Raw genomic sequence first — 18,966 nt, 5'->3', positions numbered from 1 at the left:
GTCACTGTATGCAAGCGCGCTGACATCCGGCGAAGTTCCCGGCGCCGTGCCCCCTTACGGACGGGTCGTGTCCGGGGTTGTCAGTGGCGCGGTCCACAATGGTCCGCGTCAGCACCCTGCCTCGGCAATCGATCGAAGGAGCCGCAGCCGCGATGGCCCGCCGCAGCACGAAGACCCCGCCGCCGGAGAACTTCGAGGAGCGCATCCTCGACATCGACGTCGTCGACGAGATGCAGGGTTCCTTCCTCGAGTACGCCTACTCGGTCATCTACTCCCGGGCCCTGCCCGACGCGCGCGACGGCCTCAAGCCGGTCCACCGCCGCATCCTCTACCAGATGAACGAGATGGGGCTGCGCCCCGACCGCGGCTACGTGAAGTGCGCCCGCGTCGTCGGCGAGGTGATGGGAAAGCTCCACCCGCACGGCGACGCCTCGATCTACGACGCCCTGGTGCGCATGGCGCAGCCGTTCTCCATGCGCGTCCCGCTGGTCGACGGCCACGGCAACTTCGGCTCCCTCGGCAATGACGACCCGCCGGCCGCCATGCGGTACACCGAGGCCCGGATGGCCTCGGCCACCTCCCTGATGACGGAGTCCATCGACGAGGACACGGTCGATTTCGCGCCGAACTACGACGGCAGCGAGCAGGAGCCCGTCGCCCTGCCCGCCGCCTATCCGAACCTTCTGGTCAACGGTTCGTCCGGAATCGCGGTCGGCATGGCGACGAACATGCCGCCGCACAACCTCGGCGAGGTCGTCGCCGCCGCCCGGCACCTGATCAAGCACCCGGGCGCCGACCTCGACACGCTGATGAAGTACGTGCCCGGCCCGGACCTGCCCACGGGCGGCCGGATCGTCGGCCTGAGCGGCGTCCGGGACGCCTACGAGACGGGCCGCGGCACCTTCAAGATCCGCGCCACGGTCTCCGTGGAGAACGTGACGGCCCGCCGCAAGGGCCTGGTCGTCACCGAGCTGCCCTTCACGGTCGGCCCCGAGAAGGTCGTCTCCAAGATCAAGGACCTGGTCGGCTCGAAGAAGCTCCAGGGCATCGCCGACGTCAAGGACCTCACCGACCGCGCCCACGGCCTGCGCCTGGTCATCGAGATCAAGAACGGCTTCAACCCCGAGGCCGTCCTGGAACAGCTCTACAAGCTCACGCCGATGGAGGAGTCCTTCGGCATCAACAACGTCGCGCTGGTCGACGGCCAGCCGCTCACCCTGGGCCTCAAGGAGCTCCTGGAGGTCTACGTCGACCACCGCTTCGAGGTGGTGCGGCGGCGCAGCGAGTTCCGGCGCACGAAGCGGCGCGACCGGCTGCACCTGGTCGAGGGCCTGCTGGTGGCGCTGCTCGACATCGACGAGGTCATCAGGATCATCCGTTCGAGTGAGAACGCGGCGGCGGCCAAGGAAGGCCTGATCGCCCGCTTCTCCCTCTCCGAGGTGCAGACGCAGTACATCCTCGACACCCCGCTGCGCCGGCTGACGAAGTTCGACCGCATCGAGCTGGAGGCCGAGCGCGACAAGCTGAACGAGGAGATCGAGAAGCTGACGCGGATCCTGGAGTCCGACGCGGAGCTGCGCAAGCTGGTCTCGAACGAGCTGGCCGACGTGGCGAAGAAGTTCGGCACCGACCGCCGCACGGTCCTGCTGGAGTCGGCGGGCTCCCCGGCCTCGGCGGTGCCGCTGCAGGTCGCCGACGACCCGTGCCGCGTCCTGATGTCCTCCACGGGCCTGCTGGCCCGTACGGCCACCGGCGAGCCGTTCCCGCCCGCCGCGGGCGAGGCCAAGCGCGTCAAGCACGACGCGATCGTCTCGGCGGTGCCGGCGACGGCCCTGGGCGAGGTGGGAGTGGTCACCTCCACCGGGCGGCTGCTGCGGATCCGGGTGATCGATCTCCCGCAGCTGCCGGAGACGGCGGCGGCGCCCAGCCTCGCGGGCGGCGCGCCGGTGTCGGAGTTCCTGTCCCTGGATGACGGCGAGACGGTCGTCTGCCTCACCACGCTGGACGAGTCCTCGCCGGGGCTCGCGATCGGCACGGAGCAGGGCGTCGTCAAGCGCGTGGTCCCCGACTATCCGGCCAACAAGGACGAGCTGGAGGTCATCTCCCTCAAGGACGGCGACCGCATCGTCGGCGCGGCCGAGCTGCGGACGGGCGAGGAGGACCTGGTCTTCATCACGGACGACGCCCAGCTGCTGCGCTACCAGGCCTCGCAGGTGCGCCCGCAGGGCCGCGCGGCGGGCGGCATGGCGGGCGTCAAGCTCTCGTCGGGGGCGAAGGTGATCTCCTTCACGGCCATCGACCCCGCGGCCGACGCGGTGGTGTTCACCCAGGCGGGGGCGCGTGGCGGCCTGATCGGCGCCACGGACGGCACGGCGAAGCTGACGCCCTTCGACCAGTACCCGCGCAAGGGGCGGGCGACGGGCGGTGTGCGCTGCCAGCGCTTCCTCAAGGGCGAGGACTGCCTGGTCCTGGCCTGGGCGGGCGCGGCCCCGGCGCGCGCGGCCGGTGCGAACGGCGTCCCGGTGGAGCTGCCGGAGCCGGACCCGCGCCGGGACGGCTCGGGCACGCCCCTGGCGAAGCCGGTGAAGGCGGTGGCCGGCCCGGTGTGACCGGGGCGGGGAGCACGGCGGGCACGGAGGGCGGGGGCGCTGCGGGCGCCCCCGTCAGCCTTGTGCGTACCGCAGGACTCCCCACATGGTGTGCTCCTCGGCGAGGGGCGTCCCCGCGGTGACGCGGCAGCGGTCCAGCCCGGCCCGCAGGGCCTCCGCGTCGACTCCCCGGCCGATCAGCACGAGCTGGGTGAGCCGTTCCTCGGCGCGGGCCCAGGAGGAGCGGTAGAAGCGCAGGAAGTCGCCCACGGCGTGCACGGCGAACTTCTGTTTGTGCCCGGCTATGCCGAAGTACACGAAGCCCTTGATGCGGTAGAGGCCCTCCGGGCGGCTGTCGAGGAACTCCATCAGCCGCCGCGGGTCCACGGGCTCCGCGGAGACGAACTCGACGCTTTCGTAGGCGGTGTGCAGGTGCCCGCCATGATCGCGGCCGCAGTCGTGGTCGTGGCAGTCGTCCTCGTCGCCGGCGTGCAGGTCCTCGAAGGACAGCTGCCGCACCGCCGTGGGGTCCTCCTCGCGCGGCTTGCGGTCGAAGAGCAGCTCCGGGTCGACGCGCCCGTAGGAGGCCGGTACGACGGGCGTGCCGGGGCTGAGCTCCGCCAGCACGCCGAGCAGGTCCCGGCGGGCCTCGTCGTCCACCCTGTCCGCCTTGTTGAGGACGACGAGGTCGGCGATCGCCACGTGCCGGTCGAGCTCCGGGTGCCGGGCCCGGACGGCGGTGAACTCCGCCGCGTCGACGACCTCGACGAGGCCCCCGTAGACGATGTCCTTGTTGTCGCTGGCGAGGATCATCCGGATGAGTTCCTGCGGCTCGGCGAGCCCGCTGGCCTCGATGACGATGACGTCGATGCGGGCCGCCGGGCGGGACAGCTTGTCCAGGAAGCCGTCGAGCTCGCTGGTGTCCACGGCGCAGCACAGGCAGCCGTTGCCCAGCGACACCATCGAGTCCACCTGTCCGGCGACGCTCATGGCGTCGATCTCGATGCTGCCGAAGTCGTTGACGACCGCCCCGATCCGGGTGCCGCCGCTCCTCGCCAGGAGGTGGTTGAGGAGGGTGGTCTTGCCCGAGCCGAGGAAGCCCGCCAGGACGATGACCGGGATCTGTCGTTTGGCCACGGGAGGCGCCTCCATCGTCATTCGGTCGAGCGGATGATCTCCGGGTGCTCCGCCCGCCCCAGGATATGGGCGCTGCAGCCGTGGCCGTGGCCCTGCCCTCGGGCCTGACCCCGGCCGTGGTCGAGGCCTTGGTGGTGGCCGTCCGCTCAACGATCACGAGCGACCCAGGTTAGGCTTCCCTTTGTGAGTACGTGCGCGACCGCATCCCGCCGGCTGGCCGAGCCCTTGGCCGGCACCGCCGCCCCCGCCCGGACATGGCTGCTCGTCGAGCAGCCGGGCCCCTGGGGCGCGGACGCGCTCACCGCGAGCCACCTCGACCCCGCGGTCGGCCGGGCGCTGGACGCCGCCGCCGAGGGCACGGGCGTACGGATCGCGCTGATCCGCCGCCCCGGCCGGCACGCCGACTGCCACCGGCCCGGCGTCCAGCGGGTGTTCGCCGCGCACACCGCGCCGGGCCGCTCCTGGATCCGCACCACGGCGCTCACCGACGCGGCGGAGCTGACCCGGCTGGACCTCGCCGCCCTGGGCAGCGGCGAACACGGCGGCCTGTGGGAGCCGTACGAGGGCGACCCGCTGGTGTTCGTGTGCACCAACGGCAAGCGCGACCGCTGCTGTGCCCTGCTGGGCCGCCCGCTCGCCGCGGAGCTGGCCGCGTCCGGCGCTGAGGCGTGGGAGGTCACCCACATCGGCGGCCACCGCTTCTCCCCGACGCTCTTCGTCCTCCCGTACGGCTACGCCTACGGCCGGGTCACCGCCCACGGCGTCAAGGACGTCCTGGAGGCGGTGCGCGAGCGCCGGATCGTGACGGGCGACTGCCGCGGCCGCTCGGCCTGGGAGCGCCCGGCCCAGGCGGCCGAGCTGGCGGTGCGCGAGCTGACCGGCGAGGAGGACGCCGACGCGCTCGACGTGACGCGCACCGAGGGCACGGCGCCCCACTGGGCGGTCACCGTCACCCACACCGACGGCCGGTCCTGGCGGGTGGCCGTCGAGCAGGGCGCCTCGGAACCGGCGCGGCCGGAGAGCTGCGGCCGGGCCCCCGCCACGCCCGCCCGGATGGACGTCATATCCATCACTCTCCTCCGTACGGACGACCGCACGGACGACCGCGCGGAGGCATCCGTCAGCCCGCGCCGGGTCAGCCGGCGTTCTTGACGAACTCCGTGGTGTAGGTCTTCTGCAGGTCGACCTTGGCGCCCTTGAGGTCGGGGTTGAAGGACTTCAGCACCTCGTGGACGGTCTTGGGCCCGTCCGCGGGCATCACCCCGTCCTTGGTGAACATCGGCAGCGTGTTCTTGATCGCCTGGATGTAGAGGTCCTTGCCGCCCTTGGCGTAGTCCTCGGGCATCTTGGCCGCGATCTCCTCGGGCGTGTGCTCGGACATCCACGTGAGGGTCTTCACGAAGGCGTTGGCGAGCTTCTGCACCACGTCCTTGTTCTTGTCGACCCAGCTGGTGTTCATGTAGACGCTGGACGCCGGGTAGAGGCCGCCCAGCGCCGCCCGGGACCCCTCGGGGGTGCGCATGTCGACGAGCACCTTGCCCGCGTCCTTGGCGAGGATCTGTGCGACCGTCGGGTCGGTGGTCATGCCGCCGTCTATGGAGCCCTGCTGGAGCGCGGAGATGAAGGTCTGCCCCGCACCGACCGCCACCGGCGTGAAGTCGCTGACCTTCACCCCGTTCTTCACCGCCAGGTACTTCGTCAGGAAGTCGGTGGAGGAGCCGAGCCCGGTGACGCCGAGCTTCTTGCCCTTGAAGTCCTTCGGCGAGCCGAGGTCGGCCGCGGCCTTCTTGGAGACGACCTCCACCTCCCCCGGCGTCTGCGCGAGCTGCACCACGGACTCCACCTGCTTGCCCTTCACCTGCAGGTCGAGCGTGTGGTCGTAGAAGCCGACGACGCCCTGCACCTCGCCGGACACGAGCGCCGTCGTCGCCTGGACGCCCGCGGGCTCGCTCAGGAGGTCGACGGTGATGCCCTCCTCCTGGAAGTAGCCGAGCCGCTGGGTGAGGACCGCCGGCAGATAGATGACCTTGTCCAGGCCGCCGACCATGATCTTGACGATGTCGCCCTTCGCCGCTTCGATCGCCGAGCTCTGCTTGTTGGTCGACGACTCGTCGGCGCACCCGGCCAGGGTCAGGCACATGGCCGCCGCGACGGCGCCCGCGCGGGCTCTGGCGGTCTTGCTGAACGTACGCATCGCTGTTCCTTACGGTCGGTGGTTCGCAGGAGACAAACAGGACGTGCAGAACGTGCAGAACGTGCAGGGTGAGCAAGACGTGCAAGACGTGAAGGATGTGTGACACGTGCAGGGCGCGCAAGAGGGGCAGGGCGCCTTGCCGTCACTCCTTCGCCCCGGAACCGCCCGGCTTCCAGCGGAAGAGCCGCTTCTCGGCGAAGGTCAAGAGCCCTTCCGCCAGCAGCGCGACGACGGCGAGGATGACCATGGCGGCATAAACGCCCGCCGAGTTGAACGTGCCCTGCGAGGCGGAGACCAGCAGCCCGATGCCCTTGGTCGCACCGATGTACTCGCCGACGATCGCGCCGATGAGTGCGAAGCCGAAGCTGACGTGCAGGCTGGTGAAGATCCAGGAGGTCGCCGAGGGGATGACCACCTGCAGCGTCACGCGGCGGTTACTCGCGCCCAGGATGCGGGCGTTGGCCACCAGGTTGCGGTCGACCTCGCGGGCGCCCTGGAAGGCGTTGAAGAACACGGGGAAGAAGACCAGGACGACCGCCGAGGCGACCTTGGAGGCCGGCCCCAGGCCAAACCAGATCAGGAAGATCGGCGCGAGCACGATCCTCGGCAGCGCGTTGAGGACCTTGACGTAGGGGCCGAAGACGTCGGCCAGGAAGCGCACCCGGCCGAGCGCGATTCCGAGCACCACGCCACCGGTCACGCCGAACACCCATCCGAGCAGGGCCTCGTAGAGCGTGTACCAGATCTGCTCGCCCAGCGAGCCCTGTGCGGTGCCGTGGAGCGTCCACTGGACGATCTGGTCCCAGATCTTCGACGGCATCGAGAAGTTGAACGGATCGATGACGTCGTTGCGCGACAGCAGCTCCCACGCGCCCAGCACGACGACCAGCACCAGCACGCGCGCCGCGTACACGGTCAGCCTGCGCTGACGGACGGCCTTGGCGCGGGCGAGTGACCGGCCGGTAGTGGCGGTCAGGGCGGTGGGAGCACCCACGGATTCGGCCGACTCAAGCGACACGGGAGGCACCCCTCTCACGGGTGATACGGACCTCTTCGCCGAGGGAGGACCAGATCTCGCGGTAGATCTCCACGAACTCCGGCTCCAGGCGCACGGATTCGACCTTGCGCGGCCGGGGCAGCCGGACGGGGAAGACCTGCTTGACGGTCGCCGGTCCGGCGGTCATCACGACGACCTTGTCGGCGAGGGCGATCGCCTCCTCCAGGTCGTGGGTGACGAAGACGACGGAGGCCGCCCGTCCGCCGGGCCGGGAGCCGCCCCACAGCTCCAGCAGCTCGTCCGACATCAGGGCCCGGGTCTGTACGTCGAGGGCCGAGAAGGGCTCGTCCATCAGGAGGATCGCCGGGTCGCCCACGAAGGTCTGGGCGAGCGCGACGCGCTTGCGCTGGCCGCCGGAGAGCTGGTGCGGATAGCGGTCGGCGAAGGCCGCCAGGCCCACCCGGCCGAGCCAGTCGCGCGCCCGCTCCCGCGCCTCGGCCTTGGGCACGCCGCGGAAGCGCGGCCCGGCCATCACGTTGGACAGCACCGTGCGCCAGGGGAAGACGGCGTCCTGCTGGAAGACGAAGCCGACTTCCGGCCGGATGCCGGTCACCGGCTCGCCGCCGACCAGGACTTCGCCCTCGGTCGGCTCCTCCAGGCCGCTGACCAGGGTGAGCGTGGTGGACTTCCCGCAGCCCGTGGGGCCGACGACCGCCACGAACTCACCCTGTTCCACGGTCAGGTCGAGGTCCCGTACGGCCGTGTGCGACGCGCCCGACGGCGTGCGGAACACCTTGCTCGCGCCACGCAGCTCGATCGCCGGAGCGTGGCCCGGCGGGGTGCCACTGATCATGCTTGCCGCCTCCTCCTGTGCAGGTTTCCGGCCAAGGGGGTGGCCGGTGCTGGAGGCTAGATGTGGCGTGCGGCGCACAGACAGCCTTGTGAGCGCTGTGCGGCTTGAGTGCACGAACCCTGTTCTGCTCGTTTTGCTCGCGGTAGAACAACAATGAGCGACGAAGGCGCCACGGAAGATGACGCCGGAAGACCACACCAGGACGACGAGGACGAAAAGGGAGGCGGACCCGCATGCGCCCCCGCTGGCCCCGCCGCGTCTTCGCCCAGGTCCTCCTCGTCCAGCTGCTGACGATCACCGGGGTGACCGGTCTCGCCGCCGGCCTCTTCCTGGCGCCCCTGGCCGCCCAGCTGGACGACCAGGCCGAGCAGCGGGCCCTGGCCATCGCCCGGGCCACGGCGGCCCAGCCCGGCATCGCGCACAGCCTGCTGGCCGGGCCGCCCTCCCCCGGCGGGCCCGTGCAGGCCGACGCCGAGCGCATCAGGCTGGCCACCGGCGCGAGTTACGTCGTGGTCGTCGACACCCGGGGCATCCGCTACTCCCACACCGTCCCGGAGCGGATCGGGGAGCGCGTCAGCACCGATCCCGGCCGCGCCCTCGGCGGGCAGGAGTGGACGGGCATCGCGCGCGGCACCCTCGGCCGCTCCGCCCGCGGCAAAGTGCCGCTGCGCGACGGCGAGGGCGCCGTCGTCGGCGCCGTCTCCGTCGGCATCGCCTACGACGACGTGCACGCCCTGCTGCTGCGGGCCGTGCCGGGCATCCTCATGTACGCCGGGGCGGCCCTAGGCGTCGGCGCGGTCGCCGCGGTCGTCGTCTCCCGCCGGCTGCGCAAGCGCACCCGCGGCATCGAACTCACCGAGATCTCCGCCCTCCTGGACGAACGCGAGGCCATGCTGCACGGCATCCGCGAGGGCGTGGTCGCCCTCGACCGGAGCGGCCGCGTCCGCCTGGTCAACGACGCGGCCGCACGGCTGCTGGGCATCGGCCGGGACGCCATCGGGCACCCCCTGGACAGCGTCCTGCCGCCCGGCCGCACCACGGACGTGCTGGCCGGCCGGGTGACGGGCACCGACCTGCTGACCGTCCGCGACGGGCGGGTGCTGGTCGTCAACCGCAGGGACACGGCGGGCGGCGGCACCGTGGCGACACTGCGCGACCGCACCGAGCTGGAGCAGCTCCGCCGCGAGCTCGACGGCACCCGCGGCCTGACGGACGCCCTGCGCGCCCAGGACCACGAGCACGCCAACCGCCTGCACACCATCGTCGGGCTGCTGGAACTCGGCCTGTACGAGGACGCCGCCGACTTCGTCGCCGAGGTCACGGGCGCGCACCGGGCGACGGCCGAGGAGGTCACCGAGCGGGTCCGCGACCCCCTGGTGAGCGCCCTGCTGGTGGGCAAGAGCGCGGTCGCGGCGGAGCGCGGCGTGGCCCTGCGGGTGAGCCCGGCGACCCGGCTGCCGGACCGGGTCGTGGACCCGCGCGACCTGGTCACCGTGCTCGGCAACCTCGTGGACAACGCCCTGGACGCGGCGTCGGGCGCGGATCGCGACGGGTCCGGCGCGGCGTTCGTGGAGGTGGAGCTGCGGGCCGTCGGGGAGACGCTCGTCGTCCGGGTCGCGGACAACGGGCCGGGAGTTCCGGCCGCGGTCCGCGAACTGGTCTTCACCGACGGCTGGTCCACCAAGGAGGCCGTCCCGCACCGCCGCCGGGGCCTCGGCCTCTCCCTGGTACGGCGGCTCGCCGAGCGGTACGGAGGCTCCGTACGGGCCGGCGAACGGGAAGGCGGCGGCGCGGTGTTCACCGTGGAGCTGCCCGAAGCGCTGCGCCCACCGGACCAGCCGGCTCACGCGGCTCACACGCCCCCTTTCGGCCACCCCGCGCGCCCCGCCCCCTCGGCTCACCCGGCGCACTCCACCCACTCAGCTCCCTCGAAGGGGTGAACGATGATCGAGGTCCTGGTCGTGGACGACGACTTCCGCGTCGCCGAGATCAACGCCGCATACGTGGCGCGGGTCCCCGGCTTCCGCGTCGGTGCCAAGGCGCACAACGCGGCGGAGGCCATGGCCGTGCTGGAGAAGGGCGGCATCGACCTGGTGCTGCTGGACCACTTCCTCCCGGACGAGACCGGCCTGTGGGTGGTCCGCCGCCTGCGACAGCTCGGCGACCTCACCGACGTGATCATGGTGACGGCGTCCCGCGACGTCGCGACCGTGCAGGCGGCCATGCGCTACGGGGCCCTGCAGTACCTGGTCAAGCCGTTCACCTTCCCGGGGCTGCGGGTGAAGCTGGAGGCGTACGCGCAGCTGCGCCGCACGCTCGACGGCGCCCAGGAGGCGGGGCAGGACCAGGTCGACCGGATCTTCGGCACGCTCCGTACGGCGGTCACCAGCACGCCGCTGCCGAAGGGCCACTCGGCGCCCACGGCCGAGCTGATACGGCAGGTGCTCTCGGACGCCGCGTCCCCGCTGTCGGCGCACGAGGTCGCGGCCCGTTCGGGGCTGAGCCGCTCCACGGCGCAGAGATATCTCAAACGGCTGGAGGAGTCCGGGCGGCTGAGCCTCACCCTCAAGTACGGCGAGACGGGGCGCCCTGAGCACCGGTACGCGTGGACGGGCCGCTAGGCGCACCGCTCTCACGACCCGGGGGGACGCGCGAGGCCGTACTGGAAGGCGTAGCGCATGGCCTGGGCCCGGTCGCGCACGCCCGTCTTGGCGAAGAGGTTGTTGATGTGCGTCTTCACCGTCGCCGTGCTCACGTGCAGACGGCGGGCGATCTCGGCGTTGGACAGCCCGTCGGCGACCAGCGACAGCACCTCCGCCTCCCGTGCGGTGAGCCCGTCGGGGAGCTCCCTGCGGACCGGGGACGCGGCGGCAGGGGCCATCGCCGCACCCATGCCCGGGCCGGCGGGCGCGGTGACACCGGCCGCGGCGCTGTCCGAGAGGCGCTCCAGAAGGCGCCGCTGCACATTCGGCGACAGGCCCGCCTCGCCCGACATGACGTGCTGCACGGCCCGGACGATCTCCTCGCCGCCGGCGTCCTTGGTGAGATATCCCCGCGCCCCGGCCCGGAGCGCCGGGAACAGCGAGTCGTCGTCGGCGTAGGTGGTGAGGATGACGACGTGGGTGGCCGGGTGCTCCGCGCGGATGCGCCGGGTGGCCTCCACCCCGTCGCAGCGGGGCATCCGGAGGTCCATCAGCACCACGTCCGGAGCGTGCTCGGCGACGAGCCGCACCGCTTCCTCACCGTCGGCAGCGGCCCCGACCACCTCGATGCCGGGCAGCAGCCCCAGCAGCATCACGATCCCTTCGCGCACCACGGTCTGGTCGTCCGCGACGACGACCCTCGCGACCTCCCCGCCGGCGCCGCCCGCACTGCCACCCGCACCGCCGCCGGTACCCACGGCACCGCGCCCGCCACCCGTCATGCGGGCACCCGCAGATGCACCACGAACCCCTCCTCCCCGGACCCGGCCGGCCCGGCCTCCAGCGTGCCGCCCAGCAGCTCGGCCCGCTCCCTCATCCCGAGCAGACCGTACCCGGCACCGGCGGCCCCCAGTTCTCCCGGCGCTCCGCGCGCCCCCCGGTCGCGGACCCACAGCTCGACCCACCCCTCCAGATAGGTGAACCGCATCTCCACCGGCGCGCCCGGGGCGTGCTTCCGGACGTTGGTCAGCGCTTCCTGGGCGACCCTGCGCACGGCCAGCCCCGCTTCCGCGGGCAGGGGACGCGGCTCCCCCGTCACCTCCAGCCGCGTCCCCTCCCCCGCCGCGGACTCCCGCAGGAACTCCTCCACCGGCGTCATCTCCCCGCGCAGGGCGGACAGCGCCTGCCGGGTCTCGGCCAGGCCCTCGCGGGCCATGCCCCGGGCCGCCACCACCCGCTCCAGCACCCGCTGCGGATCCTCACCCCGCTCGATCAGCAGCCGGGCCGCCTCCAGATGGACCATCTGGGCGGACAGGCTGTGCGCGAGGACGTCATGGATCTCCCGGGCGATCCTGGCCCGCTCGGCCAGCGCCGCCGACTCGGCCTCCGCACGCCGTGCCGCCCGCTCCTGAGCCAGCAGCCGGAACCCCGCCCCCCGGGCCTCCTCGTCCAGCCGAAGGGCGTAGCCGATGAAGGGCAGCGCCACCACGGTGCCCGCGATCACCAGGGGCCGTTCGGTGCTCGCCAGGGCGTAGGCCCCCATGGCGAGGGCCGAGACGCCCAGCGCATGGACGAGCGGCAGCCGCTCCACGGCGATCAGGGCGCTGCCGCACCAGAGCACCGCGGCCGCTGTGTGCGCCCCCGACAGCTGGGCGGCCGCGCCCACCGCCAAGAGCACCCCGACGAGCGCCAGGGACGGCCGCAGCCGCTGCGCCAGCGTGCTGAGGAAGAACCCCCGCACCGCGGCGGCACACACCAGGAACCCTGCGGCGAGGGCCGCATAGCCCCAGCCTTGAAAGGCGTTCTCGCGCAGCACCCCCCAGAGCACCAGGGCCGCCAAGCCGCCCCGGACGCCCCAGGTCATCACCTGCCGGCGTCTGGGCACGCCCATCCCGGAGAGCGCCTCGCGGGCGGGCCAGGCCGTCCAGTTCTCCATCGCCACCTGCGTTCCTTCCGCCCTGCCCCCGGGGTCAGCCGCCGGCCGTGACACGGTACGCCGGGCGTATGCCCTGGACCCGGTGGAGGACCACGGCGGTCCGGGCCAGCAGCACGGCCGCGACGGTGACCATCGTCGCGGAGCTTCCCTGGTGCACGCCCGCCAGCGCGCCCAGGCCGTGCAGGCCCAGCCGCAGGACGGCACCGCCGAGCCATATCGCGGCCGTCGCCCTGCTGCCGCGGACCCATATCTCACCGGACGCGTCGGCCCGGATGCTGCTGCTCCAGGCCCAGGCCACGCCGGTCGCGAGCCCGGCCACCACCCCGGCCGCCAGCAGGCCCGCCGACGCGGCCGGGTGCCGGGAATCGATCAGCCCCGGCTCCCGCACGGCCATGAAGACCAGCACGGCCGGCAGGACCCACCAGCTCTTGGCGTCCGCGCTCACCCGCTGCGGCCGGACCTGACGGGCCAGCGTGAGCACGAGGACGGCGACGATCACCAGACCATTGGCCATACCCGACATGAGGAGCCTCCGCGGATCCGGGAAGTGCGCTGACGAACAACGCTTCCGAAACTACGGACCGGGCTCCCGCCGCGGATCGGACCAGGGGTGGGCGCCGGGTGGAGATGCACGACGGTGCTTTCTCCACCCGTGGGTGGAGAAAGCACCGGGGACGTGCCGGAAGCCGCCGCAAGACCGGGCGAGGGGCCGCCGGCGGCGCGGGGCGGGAAGGCTCAGGCGTCGATGCGCGAGCGGTCCAGGGTGGCCGCCGAGTTGGTGATGAACTCCTTGCGCGGCGCCACCTCGTTGCCCATCAGCAGGTCGAAGGTGCGCTCCGCCGCCTCCAGGTCGCTGATGTTGATCCGGCGCAGGGTGCGGTACCGCGGGTCCATCGTGGTCTCCGCGAGCTGGTCGGCGTCCATCTCGCCGAGGCCCTTGTAGCGCTGGATGGAGTCCTTGTAGCGGACGTTCTTCCGCTCCAGCTCCAGCAGCGTCTGCCGCAGCTCGCTGTCGGAGTAGGTGTAGATGTACTTGTCCTGCCCCTTCTTGGGGTGGGTGAGCTCCACCCGGTGCAGCGGGGGGACCGCGGAGAAGACCCGGCCCTCCTCGACCATGGGCCGCATGTACCGCTGGAAGAGGGTCAGCAGCAGGACCCGGATGTGCGCGCCGTCCACATCGGCGTCGGCCAGGAAGATGACCTTGCCGTAGCGTGCCGCGTCGATGTCGAAGGTCCGGCCGGACCCGGCTCCTATGACCTGGATGATCGCGCCGCACTCGGCGTTCTTCAGCATGTCGGAGACCGACGCCTTCTGAACGTTGAGGATCTTGCCGCGGATCGGCAGCAGCGCCTGGAACTCGGAGTTCCGCGCCAGCTTCGCCGTACCGAGCGCCGAGTCTCCCTCGACGATGAACAGCTCGCTGCGCTCGACGTCGTCGCTGCGGCAGTCGGCGAGCTTGGCCGGCAGCGAGGAGGACTCCAGGGCCGTCTTCCGGCGCTGGGCCTCCTTGTGCTGCCGGGCCGCGATACGGGTGCGGGCCGCGGCGACGACCTTCTCCAGCACGGCCCTGGCCTGCTGCTTGGCGTCGCGCTTGGTGGAGGTCAGGAACGCCTTGAGCTCCTTGGCGACCACGTTCGCCACGATCCGCGAGGCGGCCGAGGTGCCCAGCACCTCCTTGGTCTGCCCCTCGAACTGGGGCTCGGCCAGCCGCACCGTCACGACGGCCGTGAGGCCCTCCATGGCGTCGTCCTTGACGACGTCGTCCTCGGCGACCCGCAGGAGCTTGGAGGAGCGCAGCACCTCGTTGACGGTCTTGGTGATCGAGCGCTCGAAGCCCGTCACGTGCGTGCCGCCCTTGGGGGTGGCGATGATGTTGACGAACGATCTGACCGTGCTGTCGTAGCCGGTGCCCCAGCGCAGGGCGATGTCGACGCCCAGCTCGCGCGTGACCTCGGTGGGGGTCATGTGGCCGCGGTCGTCCAGGACGGGCACGGTCTCCTTGAAGGTGCCCTGGCCGCTGAGGCGCAGCACGTCGCAGACGGCCTTGTCCTGCGCCAGGTACTCGCAGAACTCGCTGATGCCCCCGTCGTAGCGGAAGACCTCCTCGGTGCTGCCCGCACCCTCGAGGTCGCGCTCGTCGCGGACGACGATCGTCAGGCCGGGCACCAGGAAGGCCGTCTGCCGGGCGCGCCCGTAGAGGGTCTCCAGGGAAAGCTTGGCGTCCTTGAGGAAGATCTGGCGGTCCGCCCAGTAGCGGATGCGGGTACCGGTGCGCGCCTTGGGCACCTTCTTCCCCTTGAGGAGGCCGTTGGCCGGGTCGAAGGGGGCGTCCGGGCCGGACTCGGTGAAGATGCCGGGGACACCGCGGCGGAAGCTGATCGAGTGGGTCCGGCTGTTGCGGTCGACCTCGACGTCCAGGCGGGCGGAGAGCGCGTTGACCACGGAGGCGCCGACGCCGTGCAGACCGCCGGACGCCGCGTAGGAACCGCCGCCGAACTTGCCGCCCGCGTGGAGCTTGGTCATGACGACCTCAACGCCGGACAGCCCGGTCTTGGGCTCGACGTCCACGGGGATGCCGCGGCCGTTGTCGCACACCTCCACGGAGCCGTCGTCGTGGAGGATCACCTCGATGCGGTCGCAGTAGCCGCCCAGGGCCTCGTCGACGGAATTGTCGATGATCTCCCAGAGGCAGTGCATCAGGCCACGGCTGTCCGTCGAGCCGATGTACATGCCGGGCCGCTTGCGGACGGCTTCCAGGCCTTCGAGGACGAGCAGGTGCCGCGCGGTGTAGTTGGACCCGTCCCGGTCTGCCCCGGTGAGCAGCGCAGTGGACGGCACAGACGTTTCGGCGGTCACGCGGGTTCGCTCCTCGCTGAATTTCTTTTCGGCCCCGGTCGGGCGGACCGGCGGCCCGGTTGCCGTTCAGAGGGTACCGATGCCTGGTAGAGCCTTTGTGCAGCCACCCGTGGGAACGACCATGCTAGTCCAGGCTTCGATCACATGTTCGATGACACGATGGAGTGACGTGCACATCACGTTCCCTTGGAGGCATGAACCATTTAGGCTCCGGGCACGTCCTCAAGAACACCGGCAAGCCGGCCGGTGAGGACGAAAGCCCCCAGCGATGTGAAACCGTAGGCCCACGCAATACGGCTCATTCGCCGCCAACCGTCAAGATCTGGCCGACTCGGAAGACACTCGGAAGGAACTTTCGAGGAAAAGCCGCGAGCGGGAACGTTTTCGGCCTGGTTGGATGTTGACCCTGGTACGACAGCTCGTCGAGCTAGAGAAGAGGCGACGTGACTACTGTTCTGACCCCCGCGAGCCCGCTGACGGCCGCTGACCGCTGCGACCGGTGCGGCGCTCAGGCCTACCTGCGCGTCGTTCTCATGAGCGGCGGTGAACTGCTCTTCTGCGCCCACCACGGCCGCAAGTTCGAGCCAGAACTCAAGAAGATCGCCGCGGAAATACAGGACGAGACGGAGCGGCTCACCGCCCCCCCGGCGTCTGCGCCCGACGAGGACCGCTGAGTCCGTAGCGGAACGCTGACACATCGCATCCGACGACGAGCGAGGTCCGGCCCCGAGCCGGACAGCCGCGGGCGGCTGCCCCCACACCGGGGGAGGCCGCCCGCTCTCGTGCGTTCCTCGGTGCGATCCTGGGACCCTTCCCGCCCTGCGGCTTCTGCGGCTGCACCGCCGCCTGCTGACCGGTCCCCGGGGCCGGCTGGGCGGCCGGCGGCTGGGCCGGCGCCTCCGGCGGCCGTGCCGCATCGCCGCTGTGCGCCGCCACGAGCGCCGTGTAGGCCGACATGCGGGTGTAGACGCCCGGGTACAGCGGCTGGCCGCAGCCGGCCCCCCAGGACACCACGCCCACCAGCTTGCCCTTGGCCACCAGCGGCCCGCCGCTGTCGCCCTGGCAGGCGTCCCGCCCGCCCAGCGGCATTCCGGCGCACAGCATGGACGCCCGGCGGTAGACCCCGTCCGCGCTTCCCGGATAGGCCCGCTCGCACGCCGCGTCCTGCAGGATCCGCACCCGCGCCCCGCGCAGGATGTTCGAGTACGTGCCGTTGCCCAGGACGTCGCCCCAGCCGTAGACGGTGGCCTGCCCGCCCGCCTGGTAGGCGGCGTCGCCCTGCTGCGCCATCGGGACCACGTAGCTGTCCGGCACAGCGTTCCGCAAGGTCAGCACGGCGATGTCCCCGGCGTTGGTCCCCGGGTCGAAGCCGGGGTTGACCCAGACCTCCCGCGGCTCCACCTCCGCGCCGCCGGCGCCCCGCAGGTCGTCCCGCCCGAGGATGACGCGCAGGTCGTTCGCCTCGCTCACGTCGACGCCCAGCACTTCACGGCTGAGGCAGTGCGCCGCCGTGACGACCGTTCTGCGGCTCACGACGACGCCGCCGCAGAACTGCCCGGCCCTGGCGCCCCCGAACCGCTGACGGCTACCCAGGGCCACCACCCAGGGCACCTCTGAGCTCTTGACGGCCTGCCCTCCGACGACCGCACGATCCGCCACCGCCGGAGCGGGGACCGCGACCAGCAGCGCGATCGTCCCGGCCAGCAGGCAGCTCAGCGAACGCATACGATCTCCTGACTCTGCGCGGTTCCTTGTACACCAAGAGTCAACCCGCAGGGCCTGCGGCGCATCCGGAACCTGGACGGCATGCCTCCGGATCCGCCGCACTGTCACCCGGACAGCCCACAGGGCCCGGTCCCTCGGAAGAGGTACCGGGCCCTGTGGGGACTGCTCTGTGCCGCTCCGGGTCTAGTCCAGGTAGTCGCGGAGGACCTGGGAACGGGACGGGTGGCGCAGCTTGGACATCGTCTTCGACTCGATCTGACGGATGCGCTCGCGCGTCACGCCGTAGACCTTGCCGATCTCGTCCAGCGTCTTCGGCTGGCCGTCGGTGAGGCCGAAGCGCATGGAGACCACGCCCGCCTCGCGCTCGCTGAGCGTGTCCAGGACGGAGTGCAGCTGCTCCTGGAGCAGGGTGAAGCTGACGGCGTCGGCCGGCACGACCGCCTCGGAGTCCTCGATGAGGTCACCGAACTCGCTGTCGCCGTCCTCACCCAGGGGGGTGTGGAGGGAGATCGGCTCGCGGCCGTACTTCTGGACCTCGATGACCTTCTCCGGGGTCATGTCGAGCTCCTTGGCCAGCTCCTCCGGGGTGGGCTCGCGGCCCAGGTCCTGGAGCATCTGACGCTGGACACGCGCGAGCTTGTTGATGACCTCGACCATGTGCACCGGGATACGGATGGTGCGGGCCTGGTCGGCCATCGCGCGCGTGATGGCCTGGCGGATCCACCAGGTCGCGTAGGTGGAGAACTTGTAGCCCTTGGTGTAGTCGAACTTCTCGACCGCACGGATCAGACCGAGGTTGCCCTCCTGGATCAGGTCCAGGAAGAGCATGCCGCGGCCGGTGTAGCGCTTGGCCAGCGAGACCACCAGACGGAGGTTGGCCTCCAGGAGGTGGTTCTTGGCGCGGCGCCCGTCCTCGGCGATGATCTCCAGCTCGCGCTTGAGCTTGGGGGCGAGCTTGTCGGAGTTCGCCAGCTTGTCCTCGGCGAACAGGCCCGCCTCGATGCGCTTGGCGAGCTCCACCTCCTGCTCGGCGTTGAGGAGGGGGACCTTGCCGATCTGCTTCAGGTAGTCCTTGACCGGGTCGGCGGTGGCACCGGCGACGGCGACCTGCTGTGCGGGAGCGTCGTCCTCGTCGTCGTCGGAGAGGACGAAGCCCTTGTTCTCGCCGGTCTCGTCCTCCTCCTCGCCCTTGCCCGGGGCCGGGGTCTCCTCGACGAGGTCCTCGTCGAGGAGCTCGTCGGCGTCCTTCTTCGCGGCGGTCTTCTTGGCCGCCGTCTTCTTGACGGCGGTCTTCTTCGCCACCGTCTTCTTCGCCGCCGCCTTCTTGGTGGCGGTCTTCTTGGCGGGCGCCTCCGCGCTCTCGTCGTCGCCGTACGCCGCGGAGGCGGACGTGGCGGACGCCGAGGACGCGGTCTGCCTGGCCGTGACCGTCTTGGAGGCGACGGCCTTGGTGGCGGTGCGCTTCGCCGGGCTCTTCGCTGCGACGCTCTTGCGGGTGCGCTTGGGCGCCTCGGCGGCACTGACCATCAGCGTCACACCCTCCTCGTCGAGGACCTGGTTGAGGCTGCGCAGAACGTTCTTCCACTGGGTTGGCGGAATCTGGTCAGCCTCGAAGGCCCGACGCACGTCGTCGCCGGCGATCTGCCCCTCGGCCTTTCCCTGCTCGATGAGCGCCATCAGAGACTCGGATTCGGCGATCTCCGGCGGGAGCGTACGGGATGTGCTGGCCGACACGAACAACCTCTCGGAACGATGGAAACGGCTTCCGGTCCCGGCTCGCCCTGATCGGGGAACCGGTTCCGACGACCGCCGGCAAGGATGAACCGACGGCGCGCGGGTGATGGGATGCAGACGGACACAGCGCCCCGGACGAGGCCGGTATTCCCTCCGCGTCCACCACCTCTTTAGTCATCGCACTGCCTCAAGGAGCGTTACGCCCAATCCCCGTGGCCCGAGTCACACCTCAAAACGGAACGAATGCCTGCTCAACCGGGCAGAACACCCCACCGCTCCCGGCTTCCCGGCATCCCGGTCCGAG

15 protein-coding genes are annotated in these 18,966 nt (G+C 71.4%); 5 read left to right on the top strand and 10 right to left on the bottom strand.

Annotated features, from left to right (window positions below; genetic code table 11):
* The first annotated feature begins 152 nt into the window (after positions 1 to 152).
* Positions 153 to 2,609: a DNA topoisomerase (ATP-hydrolyzing) subunit A gene (locus tag ACFZCD_RS21710; protein WP_391833251.1), complete on the top strand. Its 2,457-nt coding sequence runs from the start codon at positions 153 to 155 to the stop codon at positions 2,607 to 2,609.
* A gap of 54 nt (positions 2,610 to 2,663) precedes the next feature.
* On the opposite strand, the gene ACFZCD_RS21705 is transcribed toward ACFZCD_RS21710, so the two are convergent.
* Positions 2,664 to 3,725, bottom strand: a complete 1,062-nt coding sequence (locus ACFZCD_RS21705) for a CobW family GTP-binding protein (protein WP_391833249.1) — start codon at positions 3,723 to 3,725, stop codon at positions 2,664 to 2,666.
* A gap of 183 nt (positions 3,726 to 3,908) precedes the next feature.
* On the opposite strand from ACFZCD_RS21705, the gene ACFZCD_RS21700 reads away from it, so the two are divergent.
* A complete protein-coding gene (locus ACFZCD_RS21700; RefSeq protein ID WP_391833247.1) occupies positions 3,909 to 4,877 on the top strand; it encodes a sucrase ferredoxin in 969 nt (322 codons plus the stop codon).
* Here the strand turns inward: ACFZCD_RS21700 and ACFZCD_RS21695 are convergent.
* The 3 genes from ACFZCD_RS21695 to ACFZCD_RS21685 all read right to left on the bottom strand — a co-directional run bounded on the left by ACFZCD_RS21695 (position 4,861) and on the right by ACFZCD_RS21685 (position 7,769).
* A complete protein-coding gene (locus ACFZCD_RS21695; RefSeq protein WP_391833246.1) occupies positions 4,861 to 5,919 on the bottom strand; it encodes an ABC transporter substrate-binding protein in 1,059 nt (352 codons plus the stop codon). The two genes, ACFZCD_RS21700 and ACFZCD_RS21695, sit on opposite strands and share 17 nt — an antisense overlap.
* 142 nt (positions 5,920 to 6,061) lie before the next feature.
* A complete protein-coding gene (locus ACFZCD_RS21690; protein ID WP_391833244.1) occupies positions 6,062 to 6,937 on the bottom strand; it encodes an ABC transporter permease in 876 nt (291 codons plus the stop codon).
* The gene (locus ACFZCD_RS21685; protein WP_391833242.1) at positions 6,927 to 7,769 is read right to left on the bottom strand and encodes an ABC transporter ATP-binding protein; all 843 of its coding nucleotides are present in this window, start codon (positions 7,767 to 7,769) and stop codon (positions 6,927 to 6,929) included. The genes ACFZCD_RS21690 and ACFZCD_RS21685 overlap by 11 nt, the downstream gene beginning before the upstream one ends.
* Positions 7,770 to 8,002: 233 nt before the next feature.
* On the opposite strand from ACFZCD_RS21685, the gene ACFZCD_RS21680 reads away from it, so the two are divergent.
* Positions 8,003 to 9,709: an ATP-binding protein gene (locus tag ACFZCD_RS21680; protein ID WP_391833240.1), complete on the top strand. Its 1,707-nt coding sequence runs from the start codon at positions 8,003 to 8,005 to the stop codon at positions 9,707 to 9,709.
* Positions 9,710 to 9,712: 3 nt separating this feature from the next.
* Entirely contained in the window at positions 9,713 to 10,390 is a 678-nt protein-coding gene (locus tag ACFZCD_RS21675) for a response regulator (protein ID WP_391833238.1), read from the top strand.
* Between the two features lie 11 nt (positions 10,391 to 10,401).
* Here ACFZCD_RS21675 and ACFZCD_RS21670 read toward each other — a convergent pair whose 3' ends face one another.
* From ACFZCD_RS21670 to ACFZCD_RS21655, 4 genes are all read right to left on the bottom strand, one after another.
* Complete coding sequence (locus tag ACFZCD_RS21670) at positions 10,402 to 11,193, bottom strand: response regulator (RefSeq protein WP_391833236.1); 792 nt, start codon at positions 11,191 to 11,193, stop codon at positions 10,402 to 10,404.
* Positions 11,190 to 12,347: a sensor histidine kinase gene (locus tag ACFZCD_RS21665; RefSeq protein ID WP_391833974.1), complete on the bottom strand. Its 1,158-nt coding sequence runs from the start codon at positions 12,345 to 12,347 to the stop codon at positions 11,190 to 11,192. The genes ACFZCD_RS21670 and ACFZCD_RS21665 overlap by 4 nt, the downstream gene beginning before the upstream one ends.
* Positions 12,348 to 12,381: 34 nt before the next feature.
* Positions 12,382 to 12,861 (bottom strand): DUF1453 domain-containing protein, encoded by a 480-nt coding sequence (locus tag ACFZCD_RS21660; protein ID WP_391833234.1) that lies wholly within the window; start codon positions 12,859 to 12,861, stop codon positions 12,382 to 12,384.
* 221 nt (positions 12,862 to 13,082) lie between these two features.
* Entirely contained in the window at positions 13,083 to 15,203 is a 2,121-nt protein-coding gene (locus ACFZCD_RS21655) for a type IIA DNA topoisomerase subunit B (RefSeq protein ID WP_391833232.1), read from the bottom strand.
* A 443-nt stretch (positions 15,204 to 15,646) separates the two neighbouring features.
* Here ACFZCD_RS21655 and ACFZCD_RS21650 point away from each other — a divergent pair, with 443 nt between their 5' ends.
* Positions 15,647 to 15,877, top strand: a complete 231-nt coding sequence (locus ACFZCD_RS21650) for a hypothetical protein (protein WP_030368645.1) — start codon at positions 15,647 to 15,649, stop codon at positions 15,875 to 15,877.
* Here ACFZCD_RS21650 and ACFZCD_RS21645 read toward each other — a convergent pair.
* Together ACFZCD_RS21645 and ACFZCD_RS21640 are read right to left on the bottom strand one after the other, a co-directional pair.
* Positions 15,837 to 16,928: a S1 family peptidase gene (locus tag ACFZCD_RS21645; RefSeq protein WP_391833230.1), complete on the bottom strand. Its 1,092-nt coding sequence runs from the start codon at positions 16,926 to 16,928 to the stop codon at positions 15,837 to 15,839. The genes ACFZCD_RS21650 and ACFZCD_RS21645 overlap by 41 nt on opposite strands.
* 183 nt (positions 16,929 to 17,111) lie before the next feature.
* The gene (locus ACFZCD_RS21640; RefSeq protein ID WP_391833228.1) at positions 17,112 to 18,662 is read right to left on the bottom strand and encodes an RNA polymerase sigma factor; all 1,551 of its coding nucleotides are present in this window, start codon (positions 18,660 to 18,662) and stop codon (positions 17,112 to 17,114) included.
* Between the last annotated feature and the right edge of the window lie 304 nt (positions 18,663 to 18,966).

Origin of the sequence: Streptomyces sp. NPDC008001, from assembly GCF_042958085.1 — a bacterium.
In the GTDB taxonomy this organism is placed as follows: domain Bacteria; phylum Actinomycetota; class Actinomycetes; order Streptomycetales; family Streptomycetaceae; genus Streptomyces.
This window is presented reverse-complemented; position numbering and strand designations above follow the sequence as displayed.